Genomic DNA, 22708 nt, shown 5'->3' with positions numbered 1-22708 from the left:
CATTCCTGAAACCGGGCGCGATTTTGCGCGTTATTGGGGGAGACGATCGATCCGGGAGTTCGAACCCGTCGAGATGCCGTCGCGCGTCGTGGCAGACAGGTCCGATGCGGCTGGGAGAGTTCCCGATGCGCACTTTTCTGTTCGTGCTGATCTTTGTGGGAGCGGCGCTTGGTTTTGGCTATCCCTGGGCGGCAGCGCACCTGGTCGGATACAGTCTCGGCGTCCTGCAGGTCTACAACCTGGCCACCGGCTATCACACGATCGAGAAGCAGCTTTCGCCGGACGATGCGCCGGTGCAGGTTCTGGTCGACATGCGCGTGGTCGGCGGCACGAGCCTGGCCAATGGCGGCAACCTCCTGGCCATCACCGTGATGCGTGACGGACAGACGGTGCTGGCAAAGCCGCTGACTTTTGCCGACGCGACATTGACGGACAAGTCGGCGCAGACCAACGAGCGGGTCTATCGCGAGGATGCCGGCCTCATCACCGACATCAAAGGCGGCACCTACAGTTTCGCCATTCAGCCAGGCGACGAGAAGGGCATCTACATCCAGGCGGTGAACATCGTCCTGCGCGCCCGCGCCCTGGGCACAATCGAGGTGTTGCAGATGCTCGGTTTCCTGCTAATGGCTGCCGGGCTCGCCGGCTTCATCTTCGCCGTCCGTCGCGACAGGCGGTTGGAAGAATGGGGGGAACGCTCCATGATGGCGGGCCAGGATCGCGACGACGGGAACTGAACATGAATTACCGCCACGCCTACCATGCCGGCAATTTCGCCGACGTCGTCAAGCATGCCGTGCTGGCGCGGCTGGTCGAATATCTCAAGCAGAAGGACAAGGCCTTTCGCGTCATCGACACCCACGCCGGCATTGGCCTCTACGACCTTTCGTCGGAAGAAGCGCAGAAAACCGGCGAGTGGCACGGTGGCATCTCCAAGCTGCTCGACGCAAAGCTATCACCGGAGGCCGAAGCCCTGCTCGCGCCCTATCTGGAGGCGGTGCGCTCGGCTGATCCCGAGGGCGAGGTTTCGGCCTATCCCGGTTCGCCCCTGATCGTGCGCCGCCTGCTGCGCAAGCAGGACAGGCTGTCGGTGATCGAGCTGCACCCCGAGGATTTTCAGGTTCTGAAGAACCTGTTCGCGGAGGATTTTCAGGTCCGCGTCACCGAGCTCGACGGCTGGCTCGCGCTGGGCGCGCATCTGCCGCCCAAGGAAAAGCGCGGGCTGGTGCTGGTCGATCCGCCTTTCGAGAAGGAAGGCGAGTTCGAGCGGCTGGCCGACGGGCTGGTGCGCGCGCATCGGCGCTGGCCGGGCGGCATCTATGCGCTCTGGTATCCGATCAAGGACCGAAAGACGGTTGCGGCCTTCCGCGAGGCGCTCGCCGAAGCCGGCATACCCAAGGTGATGGACATCCGCTTCGAGGTCAGGCGCCCCTCTCGCGAGCCGCGCTTCGACGGCACCGGCATGATCGTGGTTAACCCGCCCTTTACGCTCGAAAAGGAGCTGAAAGTACTTTTGCCGGCGCTGCACGCGCTGCTGGCCGAAGAGAAGGGGGCCGCGTGGTCGGTCGAATGGCTGGCGGGAGAAAGCGTGCCAGCTTGACCGGCTCGCGGGCTTTGCGCACTATCTCTTTGTTGCATTGCTTCCTGCGATGATTCACGAGGTTGGCTAATGTTCCGCATCGCTCGTCTTGTAATGACGGCCGTTGTCGCGGCCGGTTCACTTTTCACAGCACCGAACTTTTCCTACGCTGGCGGTCTTTTCTGGCAAGAGCCGCAGCCGCAGCCAGTCATAAGCGTCTGCGCCGAATCGCGCTTCCTCAACAAGATCATCCACCGCTTCCGCTACCAGGTGCGGCATGTTCCCGGCCTGCCGGATGTTGAGATAGCGAGCTTCCTGAACATCCATGAGAACCGCTTTCTGCCGCTCGCCTATCGTCAGCCGATCCCGCGGCTCTATTGCGGTGCACAGGCTGTCTTGACCGACGGAACCCAGCACGACATCTGGTACGTTATCGAAGGCGGGATGGGCTTCGCGAGCATCGGCGACAATGTCGAGTTCTGCGTCGCCGGCTTCGACCGCTGGTACGTCTACGACGGCCGCTGCCGCGTGTTGCGCTGAGGCTTCGGTAGGAACGATGAACTGGGTCCGCAATCGCCGCCAGCGTGCTGGCATTGCGGCAGGGCTTGGCCTTGCCCTGCTGCTGGCGTGCGTTGCCGGATGCAAGCCCGCCGGCAATAGCGGGCAGAACAGCGGGCAGGGGCCAGCGGCGTCCACGGTGCCGATCGGTTCCGGCTTCGATTTCTACGTGCTCTCGCTCTCCTGGTCGCCAAGCTATTGCGAGGCGGGCGACGAGGAGAACAACAGCCAGCAATGCCGGGGCGGGCGGCCCTATGCCTTCGTGGTGCATGGGCTGTGGCCGCAATATGAACGCGGCTATCCGCAGGACTGCCCGACAGACCAGCCGCGCGTGCCGACCGAAGCTGCGCGCTCAATGCTCGACATCATGCCCGCCATCGGCCTCGTCGGACACGAATGGCGCAAGCACGGCTCCTGCTCGGGACTGGATCAGGGGCAGTATTTCGAGGTGCTGCGCGCCGCCCGGGACAAGGTGAACATCCCGCCCGAGTTCCGGCGCCTGCAGGACTATCTCACCCCCAACCCGAACGACGTCGAACGCGCTTTCCTGCGCGACAATCCGGGCATTCCCGAGGACGGGATCGCGGTGACCTGCGACCGCCGCTACCTGCGCGAGGTGCGCATCTGCATGACCAAGGACCTGTCGTTCAGGACCTGCGACGAGGTCGACCGCCGCGCCGCCTGCCGCCTGCCCAAGGTGGTGATGCCGCCGGTGCGCGGCGGCTGAAGCTTTTGTTTTTGGAGCATGATTCCGAAAAGTCTGCAACTTTTCGGAATCATGCTCTAGTCAGATTTTCATCGTGTCGTTTGCATCGAGCAGGCGCAATTTTTCCTGGGAGTATCCATGCCGAAAGTCCTCTACTCGTCCGCCTCGCCCTACAGCGCCAAGGTGCGCATGGCGGCAGCCTATGCCGGAATTCCGGTGGAGGCCGTGCCGACCGATACCGGCGCCGAGCCGGCGGAACTACTTGCCGCTAACCCGCTCGGCAAGATTCCGGTGCTGGTCGCCGACGACGGCGAGACGGTTTTCGACAGCCGCGTCATCACCCAATATCTGAACCGGCTTTCCGGCAACGGGCTGTTTCCGCGCAATGCGGAAAAGCGCCTGGATGCGGAACGGCTGGAGGCGCTGGCCGACGGCATTTGCGACTGCCTGCTCGCCCATGTCTATGAGCGCCGCGCACGACCGGAAGAAAAAGTGCATTCGCCCTGGCTGGAAAAGCAGTGGTCGAAGACCTCGCGTGCGCTCGATCTGTTGAACGCCAATCCGCCGAAGCTGCCGAAGAAGATCAGCGCCGGCCAGATCGCGCTGCGCGCAACGATCGGCTATCTGGACCTGCGCTTTGCCGGCCAGTGGGAGCGCGGCCGCGCCAAGCTCAAGCGCTGGGCTGTCCGCTTCGACGAAAAATTCCCCGAGTTGACGCCTTATCTGCCGGCCTAATTCACAAAGAAAAGGCCGGGCGCTACCGAGCGCCCGGCCTTTCCGTCCCGTCCCCAAGGTTGGATGACTTAGAACTTCATACCCAGACCGAACTGGATGCGATGATCGCGAACGCTGACGTCGCGGCCACCAGCGCCGGTGTCGAAGTTCTTGCTGCCGTAGTCGGTGTAGCGGTACTCAACGCGGCCGAAGACCTGCTCGGTCAGCTTGACGTCGGTGCCGACGCCGGCGGTCCAGCCGGTCATCGTGCGCTTGTCGGAGCCGACATCGTCGCTAAGCTTCACGCTCTGCGCAGCGCCACCAGCGGTGATGTAGGGCATGATGTCCGGGCTCACGGCATAGCCGAGGCGTGCACGGAGCGAGCCGTTGAGGCCGCCCTTCACAGTGGCGTTCATATTGTCGCCCTTCAGGCCGCCATAGCCGACATCGCCTTCAACGCCAGCGACGAAGTTGTCCATCTGGAAGTTGTAGCCAGCAAAACCGCCGCCGACAAAGCCGCTGGTGTTGATGGTGTTGTTGATGTCGTTTTCCTTGACGCGGCCCGAGAAGCCGTAGCCGAGGGACACACCGGCATAGGGGCCGGCCCAGGTGTTGAGCGGGGGCTGCTCCATCGGGGCAGCAGGTGCCGGTGGCTCTTCCCTAACCACGTCGGCCGCATTGGCGGGAACAACGCCAGCAAGGGCGATGAGCCCGAACGCAGCCGCCAGAGGGCGCGCGAATTTCAATTTGGCTTCCATTTTTACTCTCCTTAGCCACAGCACTTCAATGCTTCTGTGGGAGACACTCCCGCAGGTCTGGGAGACGACCCGTCGGGGCTGTCTTACGGGATGCAATGTCGGGTCGAAATGCGGCCAGAGCGTACCTTAAATAGGGTCTTTAGCTGGCACCAATGAGGCAGAACGGTGACGTTGCGGGTACGCAACACTCTTGTCAGGAGAGGTGGGTCCGGAGGGCAAAAACCCTCTTGGTTCAATGGCTTGTGGTGCCTATATTGAATCGGATCATGAGCAAGGGGCGCCATTTGGGGCGAATCTTGCAGGCCCGTCGCCACATTGCCGTCAAAGGAACGAACGGGAATTAACTTATCGGGCGTCCAAGTCGGGCAAAAAGCGGAATCGGACGCCGAATTCAGAGGTAGACAGATGAGAAAAGCCGGAAAGACGGCGCTCGTCACGGGCGGCGCAAAGCGGGTCGGCAAGGCCATTGTCGAGGACCTCGCGGCGAACGGCTTTGCGGTGGCTATCCACTGCAATCGCTCGCGCGCGGAAGGCGAAGAACTCGCTGCGGCGGTGGCCGCAAACGGCGGCGAGGCGGCGGTCGTTGTCGCCGACCTGACCGACATGCGCGCCGTTGACGGGCTCGTGCGCAAGGCAACTGCAGCGCTTGGGCCCATCACGCTGCTCGTCAACAACGCCTCGGTCTTCGAACCCGACGAGGTGACGGATTTCGAGTGGCAGGCATGGGACCGGCACTTTGCCGTCCACGTCAAGGCACCCGTGCTGTTGACCCGGCGCTTTGCCGAATCGTTGCCGAAGGAGGCCGAAGGGCTGGTCGTGAACATGGTCGACCAGCGCGTGTGGAAGCCGACGCCGCGCTACTTTTCCTATTCGCTGTCCAAATCCACCCTTTGGGACGCGACGCAGACCATGGCGCAGGCGCTGGCGCCCCGCATTCGCGTCAATGCCATCGGCCCGGGGCCGACGCTGCCGAGCAGCCGCCAGCAGCAATCGGACTTCGATGCTCAGGTCGACGGGCTTATTCTGAAGCGCGGCCCGGCACTTTTGGAATTTGGCGCCACAATTCGCTATCTATGGGATGCGCGCTCCGTTACCGGACAGATGATTGCGCTCGACGGCGGCCAGCATCTTGCATGGCAGACGCCGGATGTTACAGGCATGGCGGAATGAACCCCTCGGATCCGAACCTCAAATCGCTTCACCGCCCGCGGGCGGGCAGGGCCAGCGACGATGTCGCGGGCTACATGCCCGGTCATGAGGTGGAGGAGGACGACGGCCCGGAAGCCGAGCAGGTTCCGGAAGGCCCGGAGCCTTCCTTCACCGCGTTGGACTGGACCCAGAATGGCGACGACGCGGAGAGCAAGGTCGGCGCGGAGGTCATCCAGGAGCTGGTGAAGCGGCTGCCGAATGCGCCCGGCGTCTATCGCATGATGAACGCCACCGGCGACGTGCTCTATGTCGGCAAGGCGCGCAATCTAAAGAAGCGCGTGACCCAATATGCGCAAGGCCGCTTCCACACCAACCGCATCGGGCGGATGGTGCGCGAGACGGCGACGATGGAATTCGTCGTCACCCGCACCGAGATTGAGGCGCTGCTGCTCGAGGCCAACCTCATCAAGCGCCTCAGGCCGCGCTTCAACGTGCTGCTGCGCGACGACAAGTCGTTTCCATATATCATGCTGACCGGCGACCACCCGTCGCCCGGCATTTTCAAGCATCGCGGCGCGCGCTCGCGCAAGGGCGACTATTTCGGGCCCTTCGCTTCGGCCGGCGCAGTCGGCCGCACCATCAATTCGCTGCAGCGCGCCTTCCTCCTGCGCACCTGCACGGACTCGGTCTTCGAAACCCGGACGCGCCCCTGCCTGCTTTACCAGATCAAGCGTTGCTCAGGTCCCTGCACGGGCGAGATTTCGAAGGAGGACTATGCCGAGCTGGTCACCGAGGCCAAGGATTTCCTCTCCGGCCGCAGCCAGAAGGTGAAGACCGAGATCTCAACCGCCATGCAGGAAGCCGCGGAAGAACTCGATTTCGAGCGCGCGGCCATCTATCGCGATCGTCTCGCCGCACTGAGCCATGTGCAGAGCCACCAGGGCATCAATCCGCAATCGGTCGAGGAGGCGGACGTCTTTGCCATCCATCAGGAGGGCGGACAGGTCTGCATCCAGGTGTTCTTCTTCCGCACCGGCCAGAACTGGGGCAACCGCGCCTATTTCCCCAAGACCGATCCGGCCATGGAAGCGGGCGAGGTGATGGGCTCGTTCCTGGCCCAGTTCTATGACGACAAGCCGTGCCCGCGGCTCATCCTTTTGTCGCACGATGTCGAGGAGCATGAGCTGCTGACCCAGGCGCTCGGCACCCGCGCCGGCCACAAGGTGACGCTTACCGTGCCGCAGCGCGGCGAGAAGAAGGACATTGTCGACCAGGCTGTACAGAATGCGCGCGAGGCGCTGGGCCGCCGCCTGGCCGAGACTTCCACCCAGGCGCGGCTGTTGGCAGGCATGGTCGAGACGTTCGGGCTGGAAAAGCCGCCGGTGCGCATCGAGGTCTACGACAACTCGCACATCATGGGTACCAATGCGGTGGGCGCCATGATCGTCGGCGGGCCCGAAGGTTTCGTGAAGAACCAGTACCGCAAGTTCAATATCCGCTCGACCGACATCACCCCCGGCGACGACTTCGGCATGATGCGCGAGGTGATGACCCGCCGCTTCTCGCGCCTGATCAAGGAGCATGGCGACGAGGATGGGGCCGACGCTTCGGTCGACGACGGAGCCTTCCCCGCCTGGCCCGACGTGATCCTCATCGACGGCGGGCAGGGGCAGATGACGGCCGTTCGTCAGATTCTTGCCGATCTCGGCGTGGAGGATAAGGTAGTGGCGATCGGTGTCGCCAAGGGTGTCGACCGCGATGCCGGCCGTGAGCGATTCTTCGTCAAGGGGCGCGAGTCGTTCACCTTGCCGGTACGCGATCCGGTGCTCTACTTTGTGCAGCGTCTGCGCGACGAGGCGCACCGTTTCGCCATCGGCTCGCATCGCGCCCGCCGCAAGAAGGAGATGACGCGCAACCCGCTGGACGAGATCAGCGGCATCGGGCCCGGCCGCAAACGGGCGCTGCTGCTGGCCTTCGGCACCGCCAAGGCGGTGAGCCGCGCGGCGGTGGAGGATCTGATGGCTGTTGATGGCATCTCGGAGTCTATTGCGCGAACCGTCTACAACCACTTTCATGAGAGCTGAACGTTTGCGGGCTAAAAATAGCGATGGGCCAGCGCTTTCCATCGGTTGACCCCCTAGGGAGGTATCTGATTTGAGTACGAATGCCGAAAGCGGCACGAACCAGAGGGTTGGTAGCGGAAATAAGATGGGCAAGCGCGCGTTCAACCTTCCCAACATGCTGACTTATGCGCGCATCCTTGCGGTGCCGCTGATTGTGCTGTGCTTCTTCCTGGAAGGACGGCTGCGGTCGAGCGACTTTGCCCGCTGGTCAGCACTTGCGCTGTTTCTGGCGGCGAGCATCACCGACTATTTCGACGGTTACCTGGCGCGTGCTTGGCAGCAGACCTCCAATATCGGCCGTATGCTCGACCCGATCGCCGACAAGCTCTTGGTTTCCACCTGCCTGCTGCTTCTGGCTGCTGACACGGATCGCACGATTGCCGGCTGGACGCTCTGGGCCGCCATCATCATCCTCTGCCGCGAGATATTGGTTTCGGGCCTGCGCGAATATCTGGCTGCGCTGAAGGTCAGCGTGCCGGTGACGCAGCTTGCCAAGTGGAAGACGACGATCCAGATGATCGCCATCGGCTTCCTGCTGCTCGGGCCGGCGGGCGACAAGATCGTGCCTTACTGGACGCAGGTGGGCATCACGCTGCTCTGGATTTCGGCAATCGTCACCCTCTATACCGGCTATGACTATTTCCGCGCTGGCGTGAAGCATATTATCGACGAATGACCGAGCACCCGACCAAACTTGTTTATTTCGCCTGGGTCCGCGAGCGGATCGGCAGGCCCGAGGAAGAGCTTGCGCTGCCCACTGAGGTGGAAACGGTGCGCGACTTGTTGCTTTGGCTGAAGGGGCGGGGCGAGGAATATGAAAACGCCCTGCAATATCCCGAGGTGATCCGCGTCGCGATCAACCATGAGCATGTGGACCACCGGGAGAGGATCGCGGGCGCGCGCGAGATCGCGCTCTTCCCGCCCATGACCGGAGGCTGACCGCCGTGACGGTTCATGCCACGCCCATCGTGCGCATCCAGCGCGAGGATTTCGACATTCAGGCCGAGATCTCGCGGCTGACGCGCGGGCGCGCCGATATCGGCGCGGTGGTGACCTTCACCGGCCTTTGCCGCGACGAGGCGGGGCAGCTGGCGGCGCTGGAGCTCGAACACTATCCCGGCATGGCCGAGGCCGAGATTTCGCGAATTGCGGCCGAGGCGGTTGCGCGCTGGCCGCTGCAGGGGCTCAGCGCCATTCATCGCTTTGGCAGGATCGCGCCGGGCGAGAACATCGTCCTTGTGGTGGCTGCGTCCGCTCACCGGCAGGCCGCCTTCGAAGCGGCGAATTTCATGATGGACTATCTGAAGTCGCGTGCGCCCTTCTGGAAGAAGGAGCACCGCGTCGACGGCTCCGAAGGTGGCTGGGTCGAGGCCAAGGAGGCCGACGACGCAGCGGCGGCACGCTGGCGACGTTAACCAACGAATAACCATAGCAAGTACGGCCGAATTACAGTCGGAAACTTACCGTCATTGCGACATGGAACGACCGCATTCATCTGTCCAACTGCTGTTACGAAACGGAGGACAGGGACCATGCTGGACAAGCTTGCCGAGTTCGTAATTTTTGGGTTCGCGCCGCTGATCGTTGGGGCGCTGGTGATGCCTACTCAATCCCGTGCGGAGGAGAAGGTGATCGCCGGCGAAGTCGTGTATCGAGAGCGCATTGCCCTGCCACCGAACGCGGTGCTGACAGTCCAGCTGGTGGACGAAACTCCCACGGGCGCGCCGGGAACCATCATCGGCCAGCAGACCATTGCGAATGCCGGCCAGGTGCCGATCAAGTTCGAGGTCAGTTTCGATCCCATCGTCATCCGGCCCGGTACGAAATACGCGCTCGAGGCCAGTATCACCGTCGATCACGCGCTGTGGTTCGAGAACGACGAGCGCTACCAGCTTGAGCCGCTGACTGCTGGCCCGCAGACGCTGACGCTGAAGATGGTCAGCAAGTCCGGCGACCAGTCGATGCTCAAGAAGTCGATAAGTGTCGAGCCGCCGGCCGGCATCTTCGACACCATCTGGCTGGCCGAGGACATCGAGGGAAGGGGCGTCATCGACGATGCGCAATCGACCTTCAAGGTGAGCAGCGACGGCTCGGTAAGCGGTCGCGGCGGCTGCAACAGCTACTTCGGCAAGGCGGCGGTCGAGGGCAACTCGATCAAGGTGGAGGGCGTCGGTTCGACCTTCATGGCCTGTGCGCCCGCGCTGATGGATCAGGAGAAAAAGCTGTTCTCGGCCCTTGAGAAGGCGGCCAGCTTCCGCATCGATGAGGGCAAGCTCTATCTCGCCGACAATGAAGGGCGCGACGTGCTGCGCTTTGCCAGCCAGGGCTGACATCCACAGCTAGCTGAACGACGGGCAAGAAAAAAGCCGGAGCTTGCGCCCCGGCTTTTCAATGAAATCAGGTACTTGCACCCGAATTCGGAATCAAGATTTTAGCCGACGATCTCGGTGTCGGAGAACCAGTACTTGATTTCCTGGGCAGCGGTCTCAGCGGCGTCCGAGCCATGCACCGAGTTTTCGCCGATCGACAGGGCGTGAACCTTGCGGATGGTGCCTTCGTCGGCGCTGGCCGGGTTGGTGGCGCCCATCACTTCGCGGTTCTTGGCAATCGCGTTCTCGCCTTCGAGAACCTGAACGATCGTCGGGCCCGACGACATGGATTCGACCAGCTCACCGAAGAAGGGGCGTTCCTTGTGGACGGCGTAGAAGCCTTCGGCCTCGCGGCGGCTCATCCAGACGCGGCGGGAAGCGACGACGCGCAGGCCGGCATCCTCGAGCATCTTGGTGATGGCGCCGGTCAGGTTGCGGCGGGTGGCATCCGGCTTGATCATCGAGAACGTGCGTTCGATCGCCATGGTATTTCCTTGTGCAGATGGGGTGGAGATGGTGGCGGACCCTATACAGGGCGTCCGCCTCATTGCCAAGTGGCAGGCGCCCACCCAGCGCGCGGAATCCGAGGCTCCGCGCGTTCATCGCGTGCATTTTTCAGCGGATGGCGCCCGATCTGAAGCCGAACGGCCACACTAGGGTGATGGGATCAGGCTGCCGCTGCGGCCGTCACCTTGCGCGCCAGCCCGCCATGCAGGTCGAGGCAGCGCTCGAACCACTCCGCGACGGGATCGTTGGATGCAAGATAGGGGTAGGGCGATGTCACGCGCACCCACTGGAAGGCGCCAAAGACGATATAGTCCGCGAACAACGGCCCCTTGCCGCCGATGAAGGGCTGGTAGCCCAGCATGCTGCGCAGCGGCTCCAGCGAGGCGCGGAAGGCGGCAAGTCCAGTGTCGCGGATGGCCGGCACGTCCTCCAGCTTCTTGCCGAAGCGCGCTTCGCGGCTCTCGCGGAAATAGGGGAGGTTGTCGTTGTCCTGGGTGGCGTAGATGTCCATCAGCGCCGCAGCGCCGAGATAGGGATGGATCGTCAGCTGCGACCAGCGCTCTATGAAGCGGGCCATGGCCTTGCCGCCTTCGCCGCCGAACAGCGTCGGCCGGTCCGGATAGGCTTCGTCTAGATAGAGCGCGATCTCAAACGAATCCGCCACTACCGTTTCGCCGTCGCGGATCACGGGCACAGTCTTGGAGAAGCCGCCTTCGACCTTGGGCACCTCGGTGAAGGTCGTCGGCACGCTGCGGAAGTCGAGCCCCTTGTGGGCCAGCGACATCGCCGTCTTCCAGCAATGCGGGCTGTAGGGGCGCGTGGGGTCGCGACCGACGAGATCGTAGAGAAGAATGGTCATTGCACTTCAATCCGCAACAGGTAGGTATGGGCCATATTCCGTCGTTCATGCTCCGAAGGGAAGTCCATGAAACAGCATTTCATGATGTTTGCGGCCTACAATGCTTGGGCCAACCAGCGCATTTACGATGCCGCCGCCAAGCTCACCGAGGAGGATCTCGCTCGCGACACCGGCGCTTTCTTCAAGTCAGTGATGGGCACGCTCAATCACATTCTCGTCGCCGACCGGATCTGGATGAAGCGCTTTACCGGCGAGGGCGATGCCCCCTCGCAGCTCGACGCCGTGCTGTACAAGAACTTTGAAAAGCTCCACGCGGCCCGCGAGGCGGAGGACGCACGGATCCTGGCCTGGATCGACGGCCTCAGCGCCCAGGCGGTGGCCGGTCGCTTCAGCTACATGACGGTCACCGACATGCGCACGATCTCGCAGCGGCTTGCCCCGGCGCTGGCCCATTTCTTCAACCACCAGACGCATCATCGCGGCCAGGCGCATATGGGCCTCACGGTGCTCGGCCAGCCTTCGGTCCAGCTCGATCTGGTCGCATTCCAGCGCACCGAAGAAGGGCGCGCCTTCGCCTGAAGCCGCTCTAGCAGGAGCCGTGGGCCTTGCGATCCGCAAGAGTCCAGTGCAAAAGCCCGCAATGCTTATTATCAACGACCTTTCCATTCGCGTCGCTGGACGCCTGCTTCTGGATCATGCTTCGCTCACCCTGCCGGCGGGAACGAAGGCGGGTCTGGTCGGTCGCAACGGCACCGGCAAGACGACGCTGTTTCGGGCGATCACCGGCGACCAGCCGACCGAGACGGGCTCGGTCAGTCTGCCCAGGAGCCTGCGCATCGGCCAGGTGGCGCAGGAAGCGCCGGGCACCGAGGAGCCGCTGATCGAGATCGTGCTCAAGGCCGATCTCGAGCGCGCAGCACTTCTGGAAGAGGAAAAGACGGCAACCGATCCGCACCGCATCGCCGAAATCCATGTGCGCCTCGCCGACATCGACGCGCATTCGGCCGAAGCGCGCGCCGCGACAATTTTGGCAGGTCTGGGCTTCGACGATGCGGCGCAGAGGCGCCCGGCCTCGTCCTTCTCGGGTGGCTGGCGCATGCGCGTGGCGCTCGCTGCGGTGCTGTTTTCGCAACCTGATCTTTTGCTGCTCGACGAACCGACCAACTATCTCGACCTCGAAGGCACTCTGTGGCTCGAGAACTATGTGTCGAAATATCCGCACACGGTTCTGCTGATCAGCCACGATCGCGACCTGCTCAACCGCGCGGTCAATTCCATCGTCCATCTCGACCAGAAGAAGCTCACCTTCTGGCGCGGCGGTTATGACCAGTTCGAGCGGCAGCTGGCCGAGCAGCGCGAACTGCAGGAAAAGAACCGCGTGAAGCAGGACGCGGCGCGCAAGCACCTACAGTCCTTCGTGGACCGCTTCCGCGCCAAGGCCACCAAGGCCAGGCAGGCGCAGTCGCGTATCAAGGCGTTGGAGCGCATGAAGCCGATCGCGGCGCTGGTCGAGGACAATGTCCGTCCGTTCAGTTTCCCCGAGCCGGTCAAAACGGTGGCCTCGCCAATCGTGGCGCTGGACGGCATCAATGTCGGCTATCAGCCTGGCAGCCCGATCCTGCGCAAGATGACCCTGCGCATCGACAATGACGACCGCATCGCGCTGCTGGGCGCCAACGGCAACGGCAAGTCCACCTTCGCCAAGCTGCTGTCCGGCCGCCTGAAGGCGGAATCCGGCTCGATGACGATCGCGCCGGGGCTCAAGGTCGCGATCTTCGCCCAGCATCAGCTCGACGATCTGCGACCTGAGGAAAACGCCTACGAGCATGTGCGCCGGCTGATGCCGGACGCGCCGGAGGCGAAGGTGAGGGCGCGTGTCGCCCAGTTCGGCCTTGCTACGGAAAAGATGAATACGCCTGCCAAGGATCTTTCCGGCGGCGAGAAGGCGCGGCTCTTGATGGGGCTCGCGGCCTTCGACGGCCCGAACCTGTTCATCCTCGACGAACCGACCAACCACCTCGACATCGACAGCCGCGAGGCGTTGATCATGGCGCTGAACGATTTTCCCGGCGCGGTAATCCTGATCAGCCACGACCGCCATCTGCTCGAAGCGACCGCCGACCGGCTTTGGCTGGTCAAGGACGGCACCGTCAATCCCTATGATGGCGATCTCGAGGACTACAAGACGCTGGTGACGGGCGTATCTGGCGATCGCCGCGAGAAGCGCGAAGCGGAAAAGGCATCCAAGGCCGACCGGCGCCGCGAGGCGGCCGCGCGCCGTGCAGCACTTGAGCCGGTGGCCAAGGAAATCCGCGCCACCGAGGCGCTGATGGACCGCATCCGCAAGCGCATCGACCTGATCGAGGACGAACTGGCCAACCCAGCGATCTACGAAAAGGATCCGTCGACCGCCACGCGGCTCGCCAAGGAGCGCTCGCAACTCACCACCACCCTGGCCGGCCACGAGGACAAGTGGCTGGCGCTTTCGGCGGAGTATGAGGAAGGCACGGCGGAGTAGCTGCCCTAGAGCGGGATGACGTCTCCTTGAAACGTCATCTCGCTCTAAGCTATTGTTTTGGAAAATGATCTCGTTCGAAAAGCCAGCAACTTTTCGGGATCATGCTCTATCCGGCCGCCGGCGGCATGCGGGCGAAAGTTTGCAGCGCCGGATCGATCCTGTCCCAGTCCTGCGCGGCCTCTGTCCAGAGCACCATCTGCGGTTGATAGCGCTCGGGCTCGTCCAGCGTGCCGGCCCTGACCACGAAGATGTCCGGCACGTCGGGAAACAGCATGTAGACCGGCGTGCCGCAGGTCTGGCAGAAGGCGCGGCGCTTCACCATGCCCTGGTCGCCGGTGAGATCGAAGCTCCCGGCTTCGCCATGCACTATGGCCGCTTGGCGCGGAAAGGTGAGGTAGGAGCCGTGGCCGGTGCCGCTATCCTTTTGGCACTGTCGGCACTGGCAGTCACTGGTCACGATGGGCTCGGCCGTCACTTCGTAGCGGATCGCACCGCAGGCGCAGCCGCCTGTATATGCTTTCGTCATGTCCGTTCTCCTCCAGTTTGCGTAGGGCGCGAACCATCGCTCGCCGGGCAGTTATCGCTGCCCGGTCGCCAGTCATTCCGCCCGTGTCGATGTTCAGTTCAGGTCGTCTGCGATGGCGCCGAGCCTCGGCACCACCTTCTTCCACCCACCGCCCATGTTGCGGTAGGCGGTCTCGTTGCGCGGCATCTCGAAGCCGGCATGGGTGAGCGTTACGCGCGTTCCGGCCTCGGCGGGTTCGAGCGCCCAGGTCACCACCGTATCGAGTGACGAGCCGTAGCCCTCATTCCCATCGTGCCCGCCCTTCCAGGAATAGGCGAAGCGCCGGTTCGGTACTGCCTCGATCACTTCGCACCGGATGGTGCCGTCCCACTGACCGGCCGGAGTGGTGTGGAAGGTGAAGCGGTTGCCCACCACGGGCTCGAAGCCTGAGGGCTCCATGAACCAGCGGGCGATGAGCGCGCCGTTGGTCAAGGCTTTCCAGATCGTCTCGGGCGCGTGCGGAAAAACCTCCTGCACAACGATGTCTTGCGTGCCGGATTTCAGCTTGATGTCGGTCATGGGTCGATTTCCTTGAGCAGGGTTCTGAGATCGGCGAAGCGGTCGCGCCAGAAGACGCCGTAATGGCTCATCCAGTCGAACAGGGGTGCCAGCCCTTCTGGCTCCGCGCGATAATAGACGTTGCGGCCTTCGGGGCGTTCCGCCACCAATCCGGCCTGTTTCAGCGACTTGAGGTGCTGCGAGATCGCGCCCTGCGTCACGCCGCTGCCGCGGGTGAGTTCGGCCACCGTGATTTCATCGGTGGACACGATCCGCTCGAACACGGCTCGCCTCGTCGGGTCGGCCAGTGCACGCATGAGGGTCGTGATGGGTGCGCTTTCGATCATGGGAAACCAATTAGTGCATACTCATCGATTAGTCAACACTAATTGGTTTGATCTCCGTCGAAGCGGATGCCTGGCTCTATTCCGCGAGGGCAAATAGGGCTAAACAGGCGGCATGAACCAGCACGCCTCGATCCGCATCGGCCACTCGGCCTGCCCGCATGACTGCCCGTCCACCTGCGCGCTCAATGTCGAGCTTCTCGATAACAACCGCATCGGGCGCATCCATGGCGCCAAGGACAACAGCTATACGGCCGGCGTGATCTGCGCCAAGGTCGCGCGCTACGCCGACCGCATTCACCATCCCGACCGGCTGATGAAGCCGCTGGTGCGCGCCGGCGCCAAGGGCGAGGGGAAGTGGAAGGAGGCGAGCTGGGAAGCGGCACTCGATCTCGTCGCCGAAAAGTTTATCGCGGCGGAGGAAAAATACGGCGCGGAGACGGTCTGGCCCTATTTCTACGCCGGCACGATGGGGCTGGTGCAGCGCGACGGCATCGAGCGGCTGCGCCATGCGAAAAAGTATTCCGGCTTCTTCGGCTCGATCTGCACCAACCTTGCCTGGACCGGCTATGTGATGGGCACCGGAGCCCTGCGCGGCTCCGACCCACGCGAGATCCTCAAGTCGGACTGCGTGGTGATCTGGGGCACCAATGCCGTGGTCACGCAGGTCAATGTCATGACCCATGCGGTGAAGGCTCGCAAGGAGCGCGGCGCCAAGATCGTCGTCATCGACATCTACGAAAATGCCACCATGAAGCAGGCCGACATGGGCCTGGTGCTGAAGCCCGGCACCGACGGAGCATTCGCCTGCGCGGTGATGCATGTGCTGTTCCGCGATGGGCTGGCCGACCGCGACTATCTCGAAAAATACACCGACGACCCGAAGGGGCTGGAGGCGCATCTTGCCACGAAGACGCCCGAATGGGCGGCGGCGATCACCGGGCTGTCGGTCGAGGAGATCGAGACTTTTGCCCGGCTGGTTGGAACCACGAAAAAGACCTTCTTCCGGCTCGGTTACGGCTTCTCGCGCCAGCGCAACGGCTCGGTCAACATGCATGCGGCGCTGTCGATCCCGGCGGTCACCGGCGCCTGGCAATATGAGGGCGGCGGCGCCTTCCACTCCAATTCGGGCATCTACAAGCTCAATGCCGAACTGCTCGAAGGCACGAAGTTTCGCGACCCGAAGGTCCGCTATCTCGACCATTCCCGCATCGGGCCGGTGCTGACCGGAGCCGAGGACGCGCTCTATGGCGGGCCGCCGGTGACGGCGATGCTGATCCAGAACACCAATCCGGCCAATGTCGCGCCCGAGCAGCGGCTGGTGGTGCAGGGCTTTATGCGCGAGGACCTGTTCGCTTGCGTGCATGAGCAGTTCATGACCGATACGGCCAGGCTCGCCGATGTCGTGCTGCCGGCAACGATGTTCCTCGAACATGACGACATCTACAAGGGCGGCGGCAACCAGCATATCACGCTCGGCCCCAAGCTGATCGATCCGCCGGAAGGGCCGCGCACCAACCATTTTGTCATCGAGGAATTGGCCAAGCGGCTGGGCGTGGCGCATCTGCCGGGCTTCGGCCTCACCGAGCGCCAGCACATCGACCACATGCTGGCCAAGCGCGGACTGGGTGACTTCGACGGCATGAAAGAAAGCCGCTGGGTCGACCTGCAGCCGGAATTCGAGGATGCGCATTTCCTGAAAGGCTTTGGGCATCCGGATGGCAAATTCCGCTTCAAGCCGCAATGGAACGGCGGCATCGCGCCCAACAAGCCGCCCAAGAGCATGGGCATATTCGGCCCGGTGAACCAGCTGCCGGAGTTCCCCGACCATGTCGAGCTGATCGAGGTGGCGGATGCCGAGCATCCGTTCCGCCTCGCAACATCGCCGGCGCGCAATTTCCTCAACTCGACCTTCGCCGAAACACCGGTGTCGCGCGAGAAGGAGGGGCGGCCGGAACTGCTGATCCACCCCGAAGACGCTGCGGCACTCGGCGTTGCGACCGGCGACCGTGTCGAAGTCGGTAACCAGCGTGGCGAGGTGGTGCTGCATGCGCGGCTGTTCGATGGCCTGAAGCGCGGCGTGGTGATCGCTGAGGGCATCTGGTCGAACTATGCGCATGAGCGCGGCGAGGGCATCAATGTGCTGACCGGCTCGGACGCCCCCGCACCCTATGGCGGTGCTGCCGTGCACGACAACAAGGTGTGGGTGCGGGCGGCCTAGCTTTGCAGCGCAAGCACAGTTTTGGTCACAATTGAAACAGGTTGGGCGCCATCCCCGGATGGCGCCCGATCCATATTGAGGCGGAGATATCAGGCCGCCAGGGCTGCGCCCATGTCGCGCAGCACGTCGGCGAGCGGGGTCAGCCCCTTCATCGCGCCGCTGCCGATGGCCGGCTTGCCGTCTTCGATCGCAACCGCGAAGCGGAAGGACGGATCGGCCTCGATCCGCTGGCGCAGGGCCAGGATGCGTGGATAGTCACGCGGGTCGATCGCCTTGTGGAACTCCACCCAGCGCGCCACGCCGGCGAAAACCGCGTCCGCCAGTGTCGGCCTGTCGCCCACCAGATAGGGGCTGTCGCCGATCATCGCCTCGAGCTGTTCGTGGCGCTTGGCGACGAAGCTGCGGCCGAATTTGCGCAGCGTCTCGCGCTCTTCCTCGGTGACCTCATCCGCCTCCAGCGCTACCCATAACGGGACGAACGCGCTGGTGAAGGAGGTGTTGAGGAAGGCGATAAACTGGTGCATGCGGTCCGCTTCCGGCGTGCCCGGTTCGAAGCTGATGCGGCGCTCGGGATCGCGCGCCTCCAGCCAAAGAGCGATCGCCATCGTCTCGGTAAGCACGCGGCCCTCTTCGGTTATCAGCGCGGGCGTTTCCACCCGGCCATTCAGGCGTTTGTAGGGCTCTTCGCGCATCTCGCCCAGCATGTCCACGCGGGTGAGGCGGTAGGGCTGGCCGAGCCATTCGAAGGCGGCAACGAGCCCGGCCGACGAGCCAAGCGGAAAGCCGGAGGTGAGGATCGGTTCAGGTTTCATTTGGTTCTCCATTGTTGATGCAACGGATATAGCTTCGTGGACTTTCGGCCTATAGACGGGTGAATTGAAACTTAATGTCCATGTGAGTAGACTTTCATGTTGAACCTCAACGACCTTCATTTTTTCGCCCAGGCAGTCGAAAGCGGCGGTTTCACCGCCGCCGCGCGGCGCCTCGGCTGCCCGAAATCGACGGTCAGCAAGCGCGTCGCCGCTCTTGAAGAGGCACTCGGCGCGCAACTGATCCACCGCACCTCGCGCAACTTCACGCTGACGGATGTCGGGCGTGACGTTTACGATCATGCGCGGGCGGCGATGATCGAGGCCGAGGCGGTCGAGGCCGTCGTGCATCGGCGCCTGGCGGAGCCGAGCGGCATCGTGCGCATCACGACCTCGGTGCCGAACGCGCAGTTTCGTCTCGCGGACCGGCTGCCCCTGCTGGCGCGGCAGTATCCGAAATTGCTCATTCAGCTGCATGTCACCGACCGTTTCGTCGATCTGGTGCAGGAGGGCTTTGACATCGCGCTGCGCAGCCATTTCGCGCCGCTGCCGGATTCCGAACTCGTCCAGCGGCGGATGAGCGAGGAGCCGATAACGCTGGTGGCGGCACCCGCCTATCTCGCCGAGCATCGCGAACCGGCGACGCCGGATGAACTTGCCGGGCACGACGGCCTGATGAGTACGATGACGGCGAAGGTCTGGCGGTTGAGCGACGGTGGCGGTCGCGCCGTGGAGGTCGCGCCGCAGCCGCGGCTTTTTGCCGATGAATCCGTTCCGTTGCTGAAGGCGGCGGAAGCAGGTCTCGGCATCGTCTGCCTGCCGGAACTGGTCTCGGCCGAGGTGGTGAAGCAGGGGCGGCTGGCGCGGGTGCTGCCGGGCTGGACGGCGGGCAGCGTCACGACAACGATTCTTACGCCGCACAAGCGCGGGCAGCTTCCCGCCGTGCGTGCGGTGATCGATTTTCTGCTGCAGAAGGAGGCGGCTGATGTCCATGCGGCGGGGTGGATGGCTGGTTGAGGGCGGGCATCGGCCCTCCAATCATCGCCCATATGGGTCTAGCGTGGCCTTGGAGGCGATTGGGAGATTGCGATGAGCGGCGAGCACCAGCATGGCGACATCAAAAGCACGCCCGCGTCGCGCCTGTGGATGGCACTGGGGCTGACCGGCTTCTATTTCCTGGTCGAGCTGATCGGCGGCTTCGTCACCGGCAGCCTGGCGCTGATTTCCGACGCCATGCGCATGCTGACCGACACGATGTCGCTGGCGATAGCACTTCTGGCCATCCATCTCGGCCGCCGTCCGGCCGATCTCTTGCGCACCTATGGCTATGCCCGCTTCGAGATATTGGCGGCTGCTTTCAACGCGCTGCTCCTGCTGGGCGTCGCCTTCTACATCCTCTACGAGGCCTATGCGCGCCTGTTCGCGCCGGAGCAGATCGCCTCGCTCGGCATGCTGGCCATCGCGGTCGTCGGGCTGGTGGTCAACCTGGCATCTATGCGGCTGCTAAAGAGCCACAAGGACGAAAGCCTCAATGTGAAGGGCGCCTATCTGGAGGTCTGGGCCGATATGCTCGGATCGCTGGGCGTCATCCTCGGCGGTGCGGTCATCTGGCTGACTGGCTGGCTTTGGGTCGACTCGCTGGTTGCGGTGGGCATCGGCTTCATCATCTTCCCGCGCACCTGGAGGCTGCTCAAGGAGTCCCTGCACATCCTGCTCGAAGGGGTTCCGCCGGGCATGGTCCTGTCGGATGTGGAAGCGGCAATCGTCGCCGTGCCGGGCGTTGCTTCCGTGCACGACCTGCATCTTTGGGCCATCACGCAAAGCAAGCCTTCGCTCACCGCGCATGCGGTGCTGGCGAATGGGGCGGATCCGGAGGTGGTGCGGATCGCCATAGCGGCGATATTGCAGGAGAAATTCGACCTGCATCACACCACGCTGCAAATGGAACGCGAGAGCTGCCTGTCAGCCGAGACCGTGACAATCCACTGATCGCGGGTCAGGCCAGGTCCTTCGGCCGCAAGCATTCGAGCAGGCGCGCGCCGCCGAATTGCAGTTCGTCCCAGCGCCCGGTGAACTCCAGCCGGGCAAGGCCTGCGGTCGGGAATTTTTTCCGCAACTGCTTTATCGCCGTTTCATCCGAGCCGTTGCCCGCCAGCCGCGTAGCAAAATCTTCCAGCCCTGGATTGTGACCGAGCAGGAGGAGCGTACTGACGATTTCAGGCGTTCGATGCACCTCTGCCAGCAACTGCTCCGCCGAGGCCTCGTAGAGCGAGTCGCGAAAAGTCGGACTGGGGGCGTGCTTGAGGCCGGCCGAAACCAGCTGCCATGTCTCGCGGGTCCGCGCCGAAGATGAAATCAGCGCCATCAGCGGGTGCCAGCCGCGTGCCTCGATGGCTTGTCCGATCAGGGGCGCGGCTTGGCGGCCGCGCGGCGCCAGTGGCCGGTCGTAATCCTGGAGCTGGGGATTGTCCCAACTCGACTTGGCATGACGCAGGAGAAGCAGTTCCTTCCGCATGCGACCCTCCGGTCTCGCAACCTCTGGTAAGTTAGGGCAGCGTCCTACGGCGTGAAGCGGGCCAGCGCTTCGAGGTCGACCGGTTCGCTCGAAGGACCGGGGGAGGTGACGAGGCCGTTGTGGCTGGGCGATTCGAAGTCGGCGAAAACGGTCCGACCGCCTTCCATGCGGGCCTTGCCTTCGGCCACCAGGCGCAGGGCCATGGGGTAGAGCGCGTGCTCGGCACCCAGCACGCGGGCCGACAGCGTTCTCTCGTCGTCGTCGATCAGCACCGGCACTGCCGACTGCGCGATGATCGGGCCGTCATCCATCGCAGCCGTCACGAAATGCACGGTGCAGCCGTGGATGCGAAGCCCGGCGTCCAGCGCACGCTGGTGGGTGTCCAGCCCCTTGAGCAGAGGCAGCAGGGCAGGGTGGATGTTGATCATCCGGCCCTGCCACTTTTCGACCAGGCCCGTGGTCAGCAGTCGCATATAGCCCGCAAGGCAGACGATCTCGGCGCCGAGCTCGACAAGTGTGGCATCGATCGCCGCGTCATGCTCTTCCTTGCTCGGAAAATCGCCGCGCGAGACGACGCGCGTGGCGATGCCCTTGCTGGCCGCAAGGCCAAGCCCTCCCGCCCCGGCCTTGTCGGAGATGACCCCGACGATCTCGGCCGGAAAGGCGCTGTCGTCTGCGGCGTCGATCAGCGCGGCCATGTTGGAGCCGCGACCGGAGATGAGGATGACCGTGCGCTTGCTGGCCTGGGTCATAGCGCGATGGTTCCGCGATAGATGACGCCGGCGTCGCGGCGCGGCACGATGCGGCCGATCGGCTCCACCGTCTCGCCGGCTTCCTGCAGCACTGCCGCTACTTGTGCGGCCTGGCCGGAGGCGACCACCATGACCATGCCGATGCCGCAGTTGAAGGTGCGCATCATTTCATTGGCTTCCACGCCGCCCGTCTTGGCGAGCCACGAGAACACCGGCGGCACATCGATCGCGTCGAGGTCGAGTTCGGCCGAGAAATCGGCCGGCAGCACGCGCGGGATGTTGTCGGGGAAGCCGCCGCCCGTGATGTGCGCCAGCGCCTTGATGCCATGTGTGTTGCGGATGGCGCGCAGCACCGACTTCACATAGATGCGCGTCGGCTCGAGCAGCGCTTCGGCCAGCGTCTGGTCGTCGGCGAAGGGGGCGGGGTCGTTCCAGTCGAGGCCGCTCGCCGCCACGATGCGGCGCACCAGCGAAAAGCCGTTGGAATGGACGCCGGAGGAGGAGAGGCCAAGCAGCACGTCGCCCTCGACGATGTCGTCGGTGGGCAGGAGCTGGCCGCGCTCGGCCGCGCCAACGGCAAAACCGGCAAGGTCATAGTCCTTTTCCTGATACATGCCGGGCATTTCAGCCGTCTCGCCGCCGATCAGCGCGCAGCCGGCCTGCCGGCAGCCCTCGGCGATGCCGCCGACGATTGCCGCGCCCTGTTCGGGGTCGAGCTTGCCGGTGGCGAAATAGTCGAGGAAGAAAAGCGGCTCCGCACCCTGCACCACGAGGTCGTTGACGCACATGGCGACAAGGTCGATGCCGATGGTGTCGTGCTTGCCGGCTTCGATGGCGATCTTCAGCTTGGTGCCGACGCCGTCATTGGCCGCCACCAGCACCGGGTCGGTGAAGCCGGCCGCCTTGAGGTCGAACAGGCCGCCGAAGCCGCCGATCTCGCCGTCTGCGCCCGGGCGGCGGGTGGACCGCACCAGCGGCTTTATTTTCTCGACCATCAGGTTTCCGGCATCGATGTCGACGCCCGCCTGCGCATAGGTGAGCCCGTTCTTCTGCTCGCTCATGGCCATTCCTTTTGGTCTCTGCCGTTCAGGCGCGCAGCCGCGCGACTGCATAGATAAGATATAGCCCGGCTCTTCGCATGATACGCCCGGAGCCGCAAGAAGA

The 22708-nt window shown here is 63.7% G+C and carries 26 protein-coding genes; 16 read left to right on the top strand and 10 right to left on the bottom strand.

Annotated features, from left to right (window positions below; translation table 11 throughout):
* Nucleotides 1-125: 125 nt before the first annotated feature.
* From M2281_RS02600 to M2281_RS02580, 5 genes are all read left to right on the top strand, one after another.
* Nucleotides 126-737, top strand: a complete 612-nt coding sequence (locus tag M2281_RS02600) for a hypothetical protein (RefSeq protein ID WP_280819532.1) — start codon at nucleotides 126-128, stop codon at nucleotides 735-737.
* 2 nt (nucleotides 738-739) lie between these two features.
* Entirely contained in the window at nucleotides 740-1600 is an 861-nt protein-coding gene (locus M2281_RS02595) for a 23S rRNA (adenine(2030)-N(6))-methyltransferase RlmJ (RefSeq protein WP_280819531.1), read from the top strand.
* Between the two features lie 69 nt (nucleotides 1601-1669).
* Nucleotides 1670-2119: a hypothetical protein gene (locus M2281_RS02590; protein WP_280819530.1), complete on the top strand. Its 450-nt coding sequence runs from the start codon at nucleotides 1670-1672 to the stop codon at nucleotides 2117-2119.
* Nucleotides 2120-2135: 16 nt separating this feature from the next.
* The gene (locus M2281_RS02585) at nucleotides 2136-2864 is read left to right on the top strand and encodes a ribonuclease T2 (RefSeq protein WP_280819529.1); all 729 of its coding nucleotides are present in this window, start codon (nucleotides 2136-2138) and stop codon (nucleotides 2862-2864) included.
* A 117-nt stretch (nucleotides 2865-2981) separates the two neighbouring features.
* Nucleotides 2982-3578 (top strand): glutathione S-transferase, encoded by a 597-nt coding sequence (locus M2281_RS02580; protein ID WP_280819528.1) that lies wholly within the window; start codon nucleotides 2982-2984, stop codon nucleotides 3576-3578.
* A gap of 68 nt (nucleotides 3579-3646) precedes the next feature.
* Here the strand turns inward: M2281_RS02580 and M2281_RS02575 are convergent, their stop codons facing one another.
* The gene (locus M2281_RS02575; RefSeq protein WP_280819527.1) at nucleotides 3647-4315 is read right to left on the bottom strand and encodes an outer membrane protein; all 669 of its coding nucleotides are present in this window, start codon (nucleotides 4313-4315) and stop codon (nucleotides 3647-3649) included.
* Nucleotides 4316-4720: 405 nt separating this feature from the next.
* On the opposite strand from M2281_RS02575, the gene M2281_RS02570 reads away from it, so the two are divergent.
* The 6 genes from M2281_RS02570 to M2281_RS02545 all read left to right on the top strand — a co-directional run bounded on the left by M2281_RS02570 (nucleotide 4721) and on the right by M2281_RS02545 (nucleotide 9917).
* Nucleotides 4721-5485, top strand: coding sequence for an SDR family oxidoreductase (locus M2281_RS02570; RefSeq protein WP_280819526.1), 765 nt, complete (start codon nucleotides 4721-4723; stop codon nucleotides 5483-5485).
* Nucleotides 5482-7548: an excinuclease ABC subunit UvrC gene (gene uvrC / locus M2281_RS02565; protein ID WP_425537656.1), complete on the top strand. Its 2067-nt coding sequence runs from the start codon at nucleotides 5482-5484 to the stop codon at nucleotides 7546-7548. The genes M2281_RS02570 and uvrC overlap by 4 nt, the downstream gene beginning before the upstream one ends.
* Before the next feature lie 124 nt (nucleotides 7549-7672).
* Nucleotides 7673-8263, top strand: coding sequence for a CDP-diacylglycerol--glycerol-3-phosphate 3-phosphatidyltransferase (gene pgsA, locus M2281_RS02560; protein WP_280819525.1), 591 nt, complete (start codon nucleotides 7673-7675; stop codon nucleotides 8261-8263).
* Nucleotides 8260-8526: a molybdopterin converting factor subunit 1 gene (moaD, locus tag M2281_RS02555; RefSeq protein WP_280819524.1), complete on the top strand. Its 267-nt coding sequence runs from the start codon at nucleotides 8260-8262 to the stop codon at nucleotides 8524-8526. Before pgsA ends, moaD begins: the two co-directional genes overlap by 4 nt.
* 5 nt (nucleotides 8527-8531) lie before the next feature.
* A complete protein-coding gene (locus tag M2281_RS02550; protein WP_280819523.1) occupies nucleotides 8532-9002 on the top strand; it encodes a molybdenum cofactor biosynthesis protein MoaE in 471 nt (156 codons plus the stop codon).
* Nucleotides 9003-9119: 117 nt separating this feature from the next.
* Nucleotides 9120-9917 (top strand): META domain-containing protein, encoded by a 798-nt coding sequence (locus M2281_RS02545; protein WP_280819522.1) that lies wholly within the window; start codon nucleotides 9120-9122, stop codon nucleotides 9915-9917.
* A gap of 101 nt (nucleotides 9918-10018) precedes the next feature.
* Here the strand turns inward: M2281_RS02545 and ndk are convergent, their stop codons facing one another.
* Nucleotides 10019-10441, bottom strand: coding sequence for a nucleoside-diphosphate kinase (ndk, locus tag M2281_RS02540; RefSeq protein ID WP_280819521.1), 423 nt, complete (start codon nucleotides 10439-10441; stop codon nucleotides 10019-10021).
* A 182-nt stretch (nucleotides 10442-10623) separates the two neighbouring features.
* Nucleotides 10624-11322 (bottom strand): glutathione S-transferase family protein, encoded by a 699-nt coding sequence (locus M2281_RS02535; protein WP_280819520.1) that lies wholly within the window; start codon nucleotides 11320-11322, stop codon nucleotides 10624-10626.
* Nucleotides 11323-11388: 66 nt separating this feature from the next.
* Between M2281_RS02535 and M2281_RS02530 the strand changes: the two genes are divergently transcribed.
* On the top strand, nucleotides 11389-11901 hold the full coding sequence (locus M2281_RS02530) for a DinB family protein (RefSeq protein ID WP_280819519.1): 513 nt from the start codon (nucleotides 11389-11391) through the stop codon (nucleotides 11899-11901).
* 61 nt (nucleotides 11902-11962) lie between these two features.
* Complete coding sequence (locus M2281_RS02525) at nucleotides 11963-13840, top strand: ABC-F family ATP-binding cassette domain-containing protein (protein ID WP_280819518.1); 1878 nt, start codon at nucleotides 11963-11965, stop codon at nucleotides 13838-13840.
* Nucleotides 13841-13946: 106 nt separating this feature from the next.
* On the opposite strand, the gene M2281_RS02520 is transcribed toward M2281_RS02525, so the two are convergent.
* From M2281_RS02520 to M2281_RS02510, 3 genes are all read right to left on the bottom strand, one after another.
* Nucleotides 13947-14366, bottom strand: a complete 420-nt coding sequence (locus M2281_RS02520; RefSeq protein ID WP_280819517.1) for a GFA family protein — start codon at nucleotides 14364-14366, stop codon at nucleotides 13947-13949.
* 93 nt (nucleotides 14367-14459) lie between these two features.
* Nucleotides 14460-14924: an SRPBCC family protein gene (locus M2281_RS02515; protein ID WP_280819516.1), complete on the bottom strand. Its 465-nt coding sequence runs from the start codon at nucleotides 14922-14924 to the stop codon at nucleotides 14460-14462.
* The gene (locus tag M2281_RS02510) at nucleotides 14921-15250 is read right to left on the bottom strand and encodes an ArsR/SmtB family transcription factor (RefSeq protein ID WP_280819514.1); all 330 of its coding nucleotides are present in this window, start codon (nucleotides 15248-15250) and stop codon (nucleotides 14921-14923) included. Before M2281_RS02510 ends, M2281_RS02515 begins: the two co-directional genes overlap by 4 nt.
* Before the next feature lie 112 nt (nucleotides 15251-15362).
* On the opposite strand from M2281_RS02510, the gene M2281_RS02505 reads away from it, so the two are divergent.
* Nucleotides 15363-17468 carry a molybdopterin-containing oxidoreductase family protein gene (locus M2281_RS02505; protein WP_280819513.1) on the top strand — a complete coding sequence of 702 codons (2106 nt, stop codon included), beginning with the start codon at nucleotides 15363-15365 and terminating at the stop codon, nucleotides 17466-17468.
* An 89-nt stretch (nucleotides 17469-17557) separates the two neighbouring features.
* Here M2281_RS02505 and M2281_RS02500 read toward each other — a convergent pair whose 3' ends face one another.
* On the bottom strand, nucleotides 17558-18280 hold the full coding sequence (locus M2281_RS02500) for a glutathione S-transferase family protein (RefSeq protein ID WP_280819512.1): 723 nt from the start codon (nucleotides 18278-18280) through the stop codon (nucleotides 17558-17560).
* A 96-nt stretch (nucleotides 18281-18376) separates the two neighbouring features.
* Between M2281_RS02500 and M2281_RS02495 the strand changes: the two genes are divergently transcribed.
* Nucleotides 18377-19294 carry a LysR substrate-binding domain-containing protein gene (locus M2281_RS02495; protein WP_280819511.1) on the top strand — a complete coding sequence of 306 codons (918 nt, stop codon included), beginning with the start codon at nucleotides 18377-18379 and terminating at the stop codon, nucleotides 19292-19294.
* A gap of 72 nt (nucleotides 19295-19366) precedes the next feature.
* A complete protein-coding gene (locus M2281_RS02490; protein WP_280819510.1) occupies nucleotides 19367-20266 on the top strand; it encodes a cation diffusion facilitator family transporter in 900 nt (299 codons plus the stop codon).
* 7 nt (nucleotides 20267-20273) lie between these two features.
* On the opposite strand, the gene M2281_RS02485 is transcribed toward M2281_RS02490, so the two are convergent.
* Genes M2281_RS02485 through purM form a run of 3 tightly spaced genes read right to left on the bottom strand, consistent with a single transcriptional unit; the run spans nucleotide 20274 to nucleotide 22605 of the window.
* Entirely contained in the window at nucleotides 20274-20792 is a 519-nt protein-coding gene (locus M2281_RS02485; RefSeq protein ID WP_280819509.1) for a SixA phosphatase family protein, read from the bottom strand.
* Between the two features lie 44 nt (nucleotides 20793-20836).
* Nucleotides 20837-21544, bottom strand: coding sequence for a phosphoribosylglycinamide formyltransferase (gene purN, locus M2281_RS02480; RefSeq protein WP_280819507.1), 708 nt, complete (start codon nucleotides 21542-21544; stop codon nucleotides 20837-20839).
* Nucleotides 21541-22605: a phosphoribosylformylglycinamidine cyclo-ligase gene (purM, locus tag M2281_RS02475; protein WP_280819506.1), complete on the bottom strand. Its 1065-nt coding sequence runs from the start codon at nucleotides 22603-22605 to the stop codon at nucleotides 21541-21543. The genes purN and purM overlap by 4 nt, the downstream gene beginning before the upstream one ends.
* Nucleotides 22606-22708 lie beyond the last annotated feature (103 nt).

It is taken from the genome of Pseudaminobacter soli (ex Li et al. 2025) (assembly GCF_029892515.1).
GTDB classification, from domain to species: Bacteria; Pseudomonadota; Alphaproteobacteria; order Rhizobiales; family Rhizobiaceae; genus Pseudaminobacter; species Pseudaminobacter soli_A.
The sequence above is the reverse complement of the archived record's forward strand: the minus strand, read 5'-3'. Positions and strand labels throughout refer to the sequence as shown.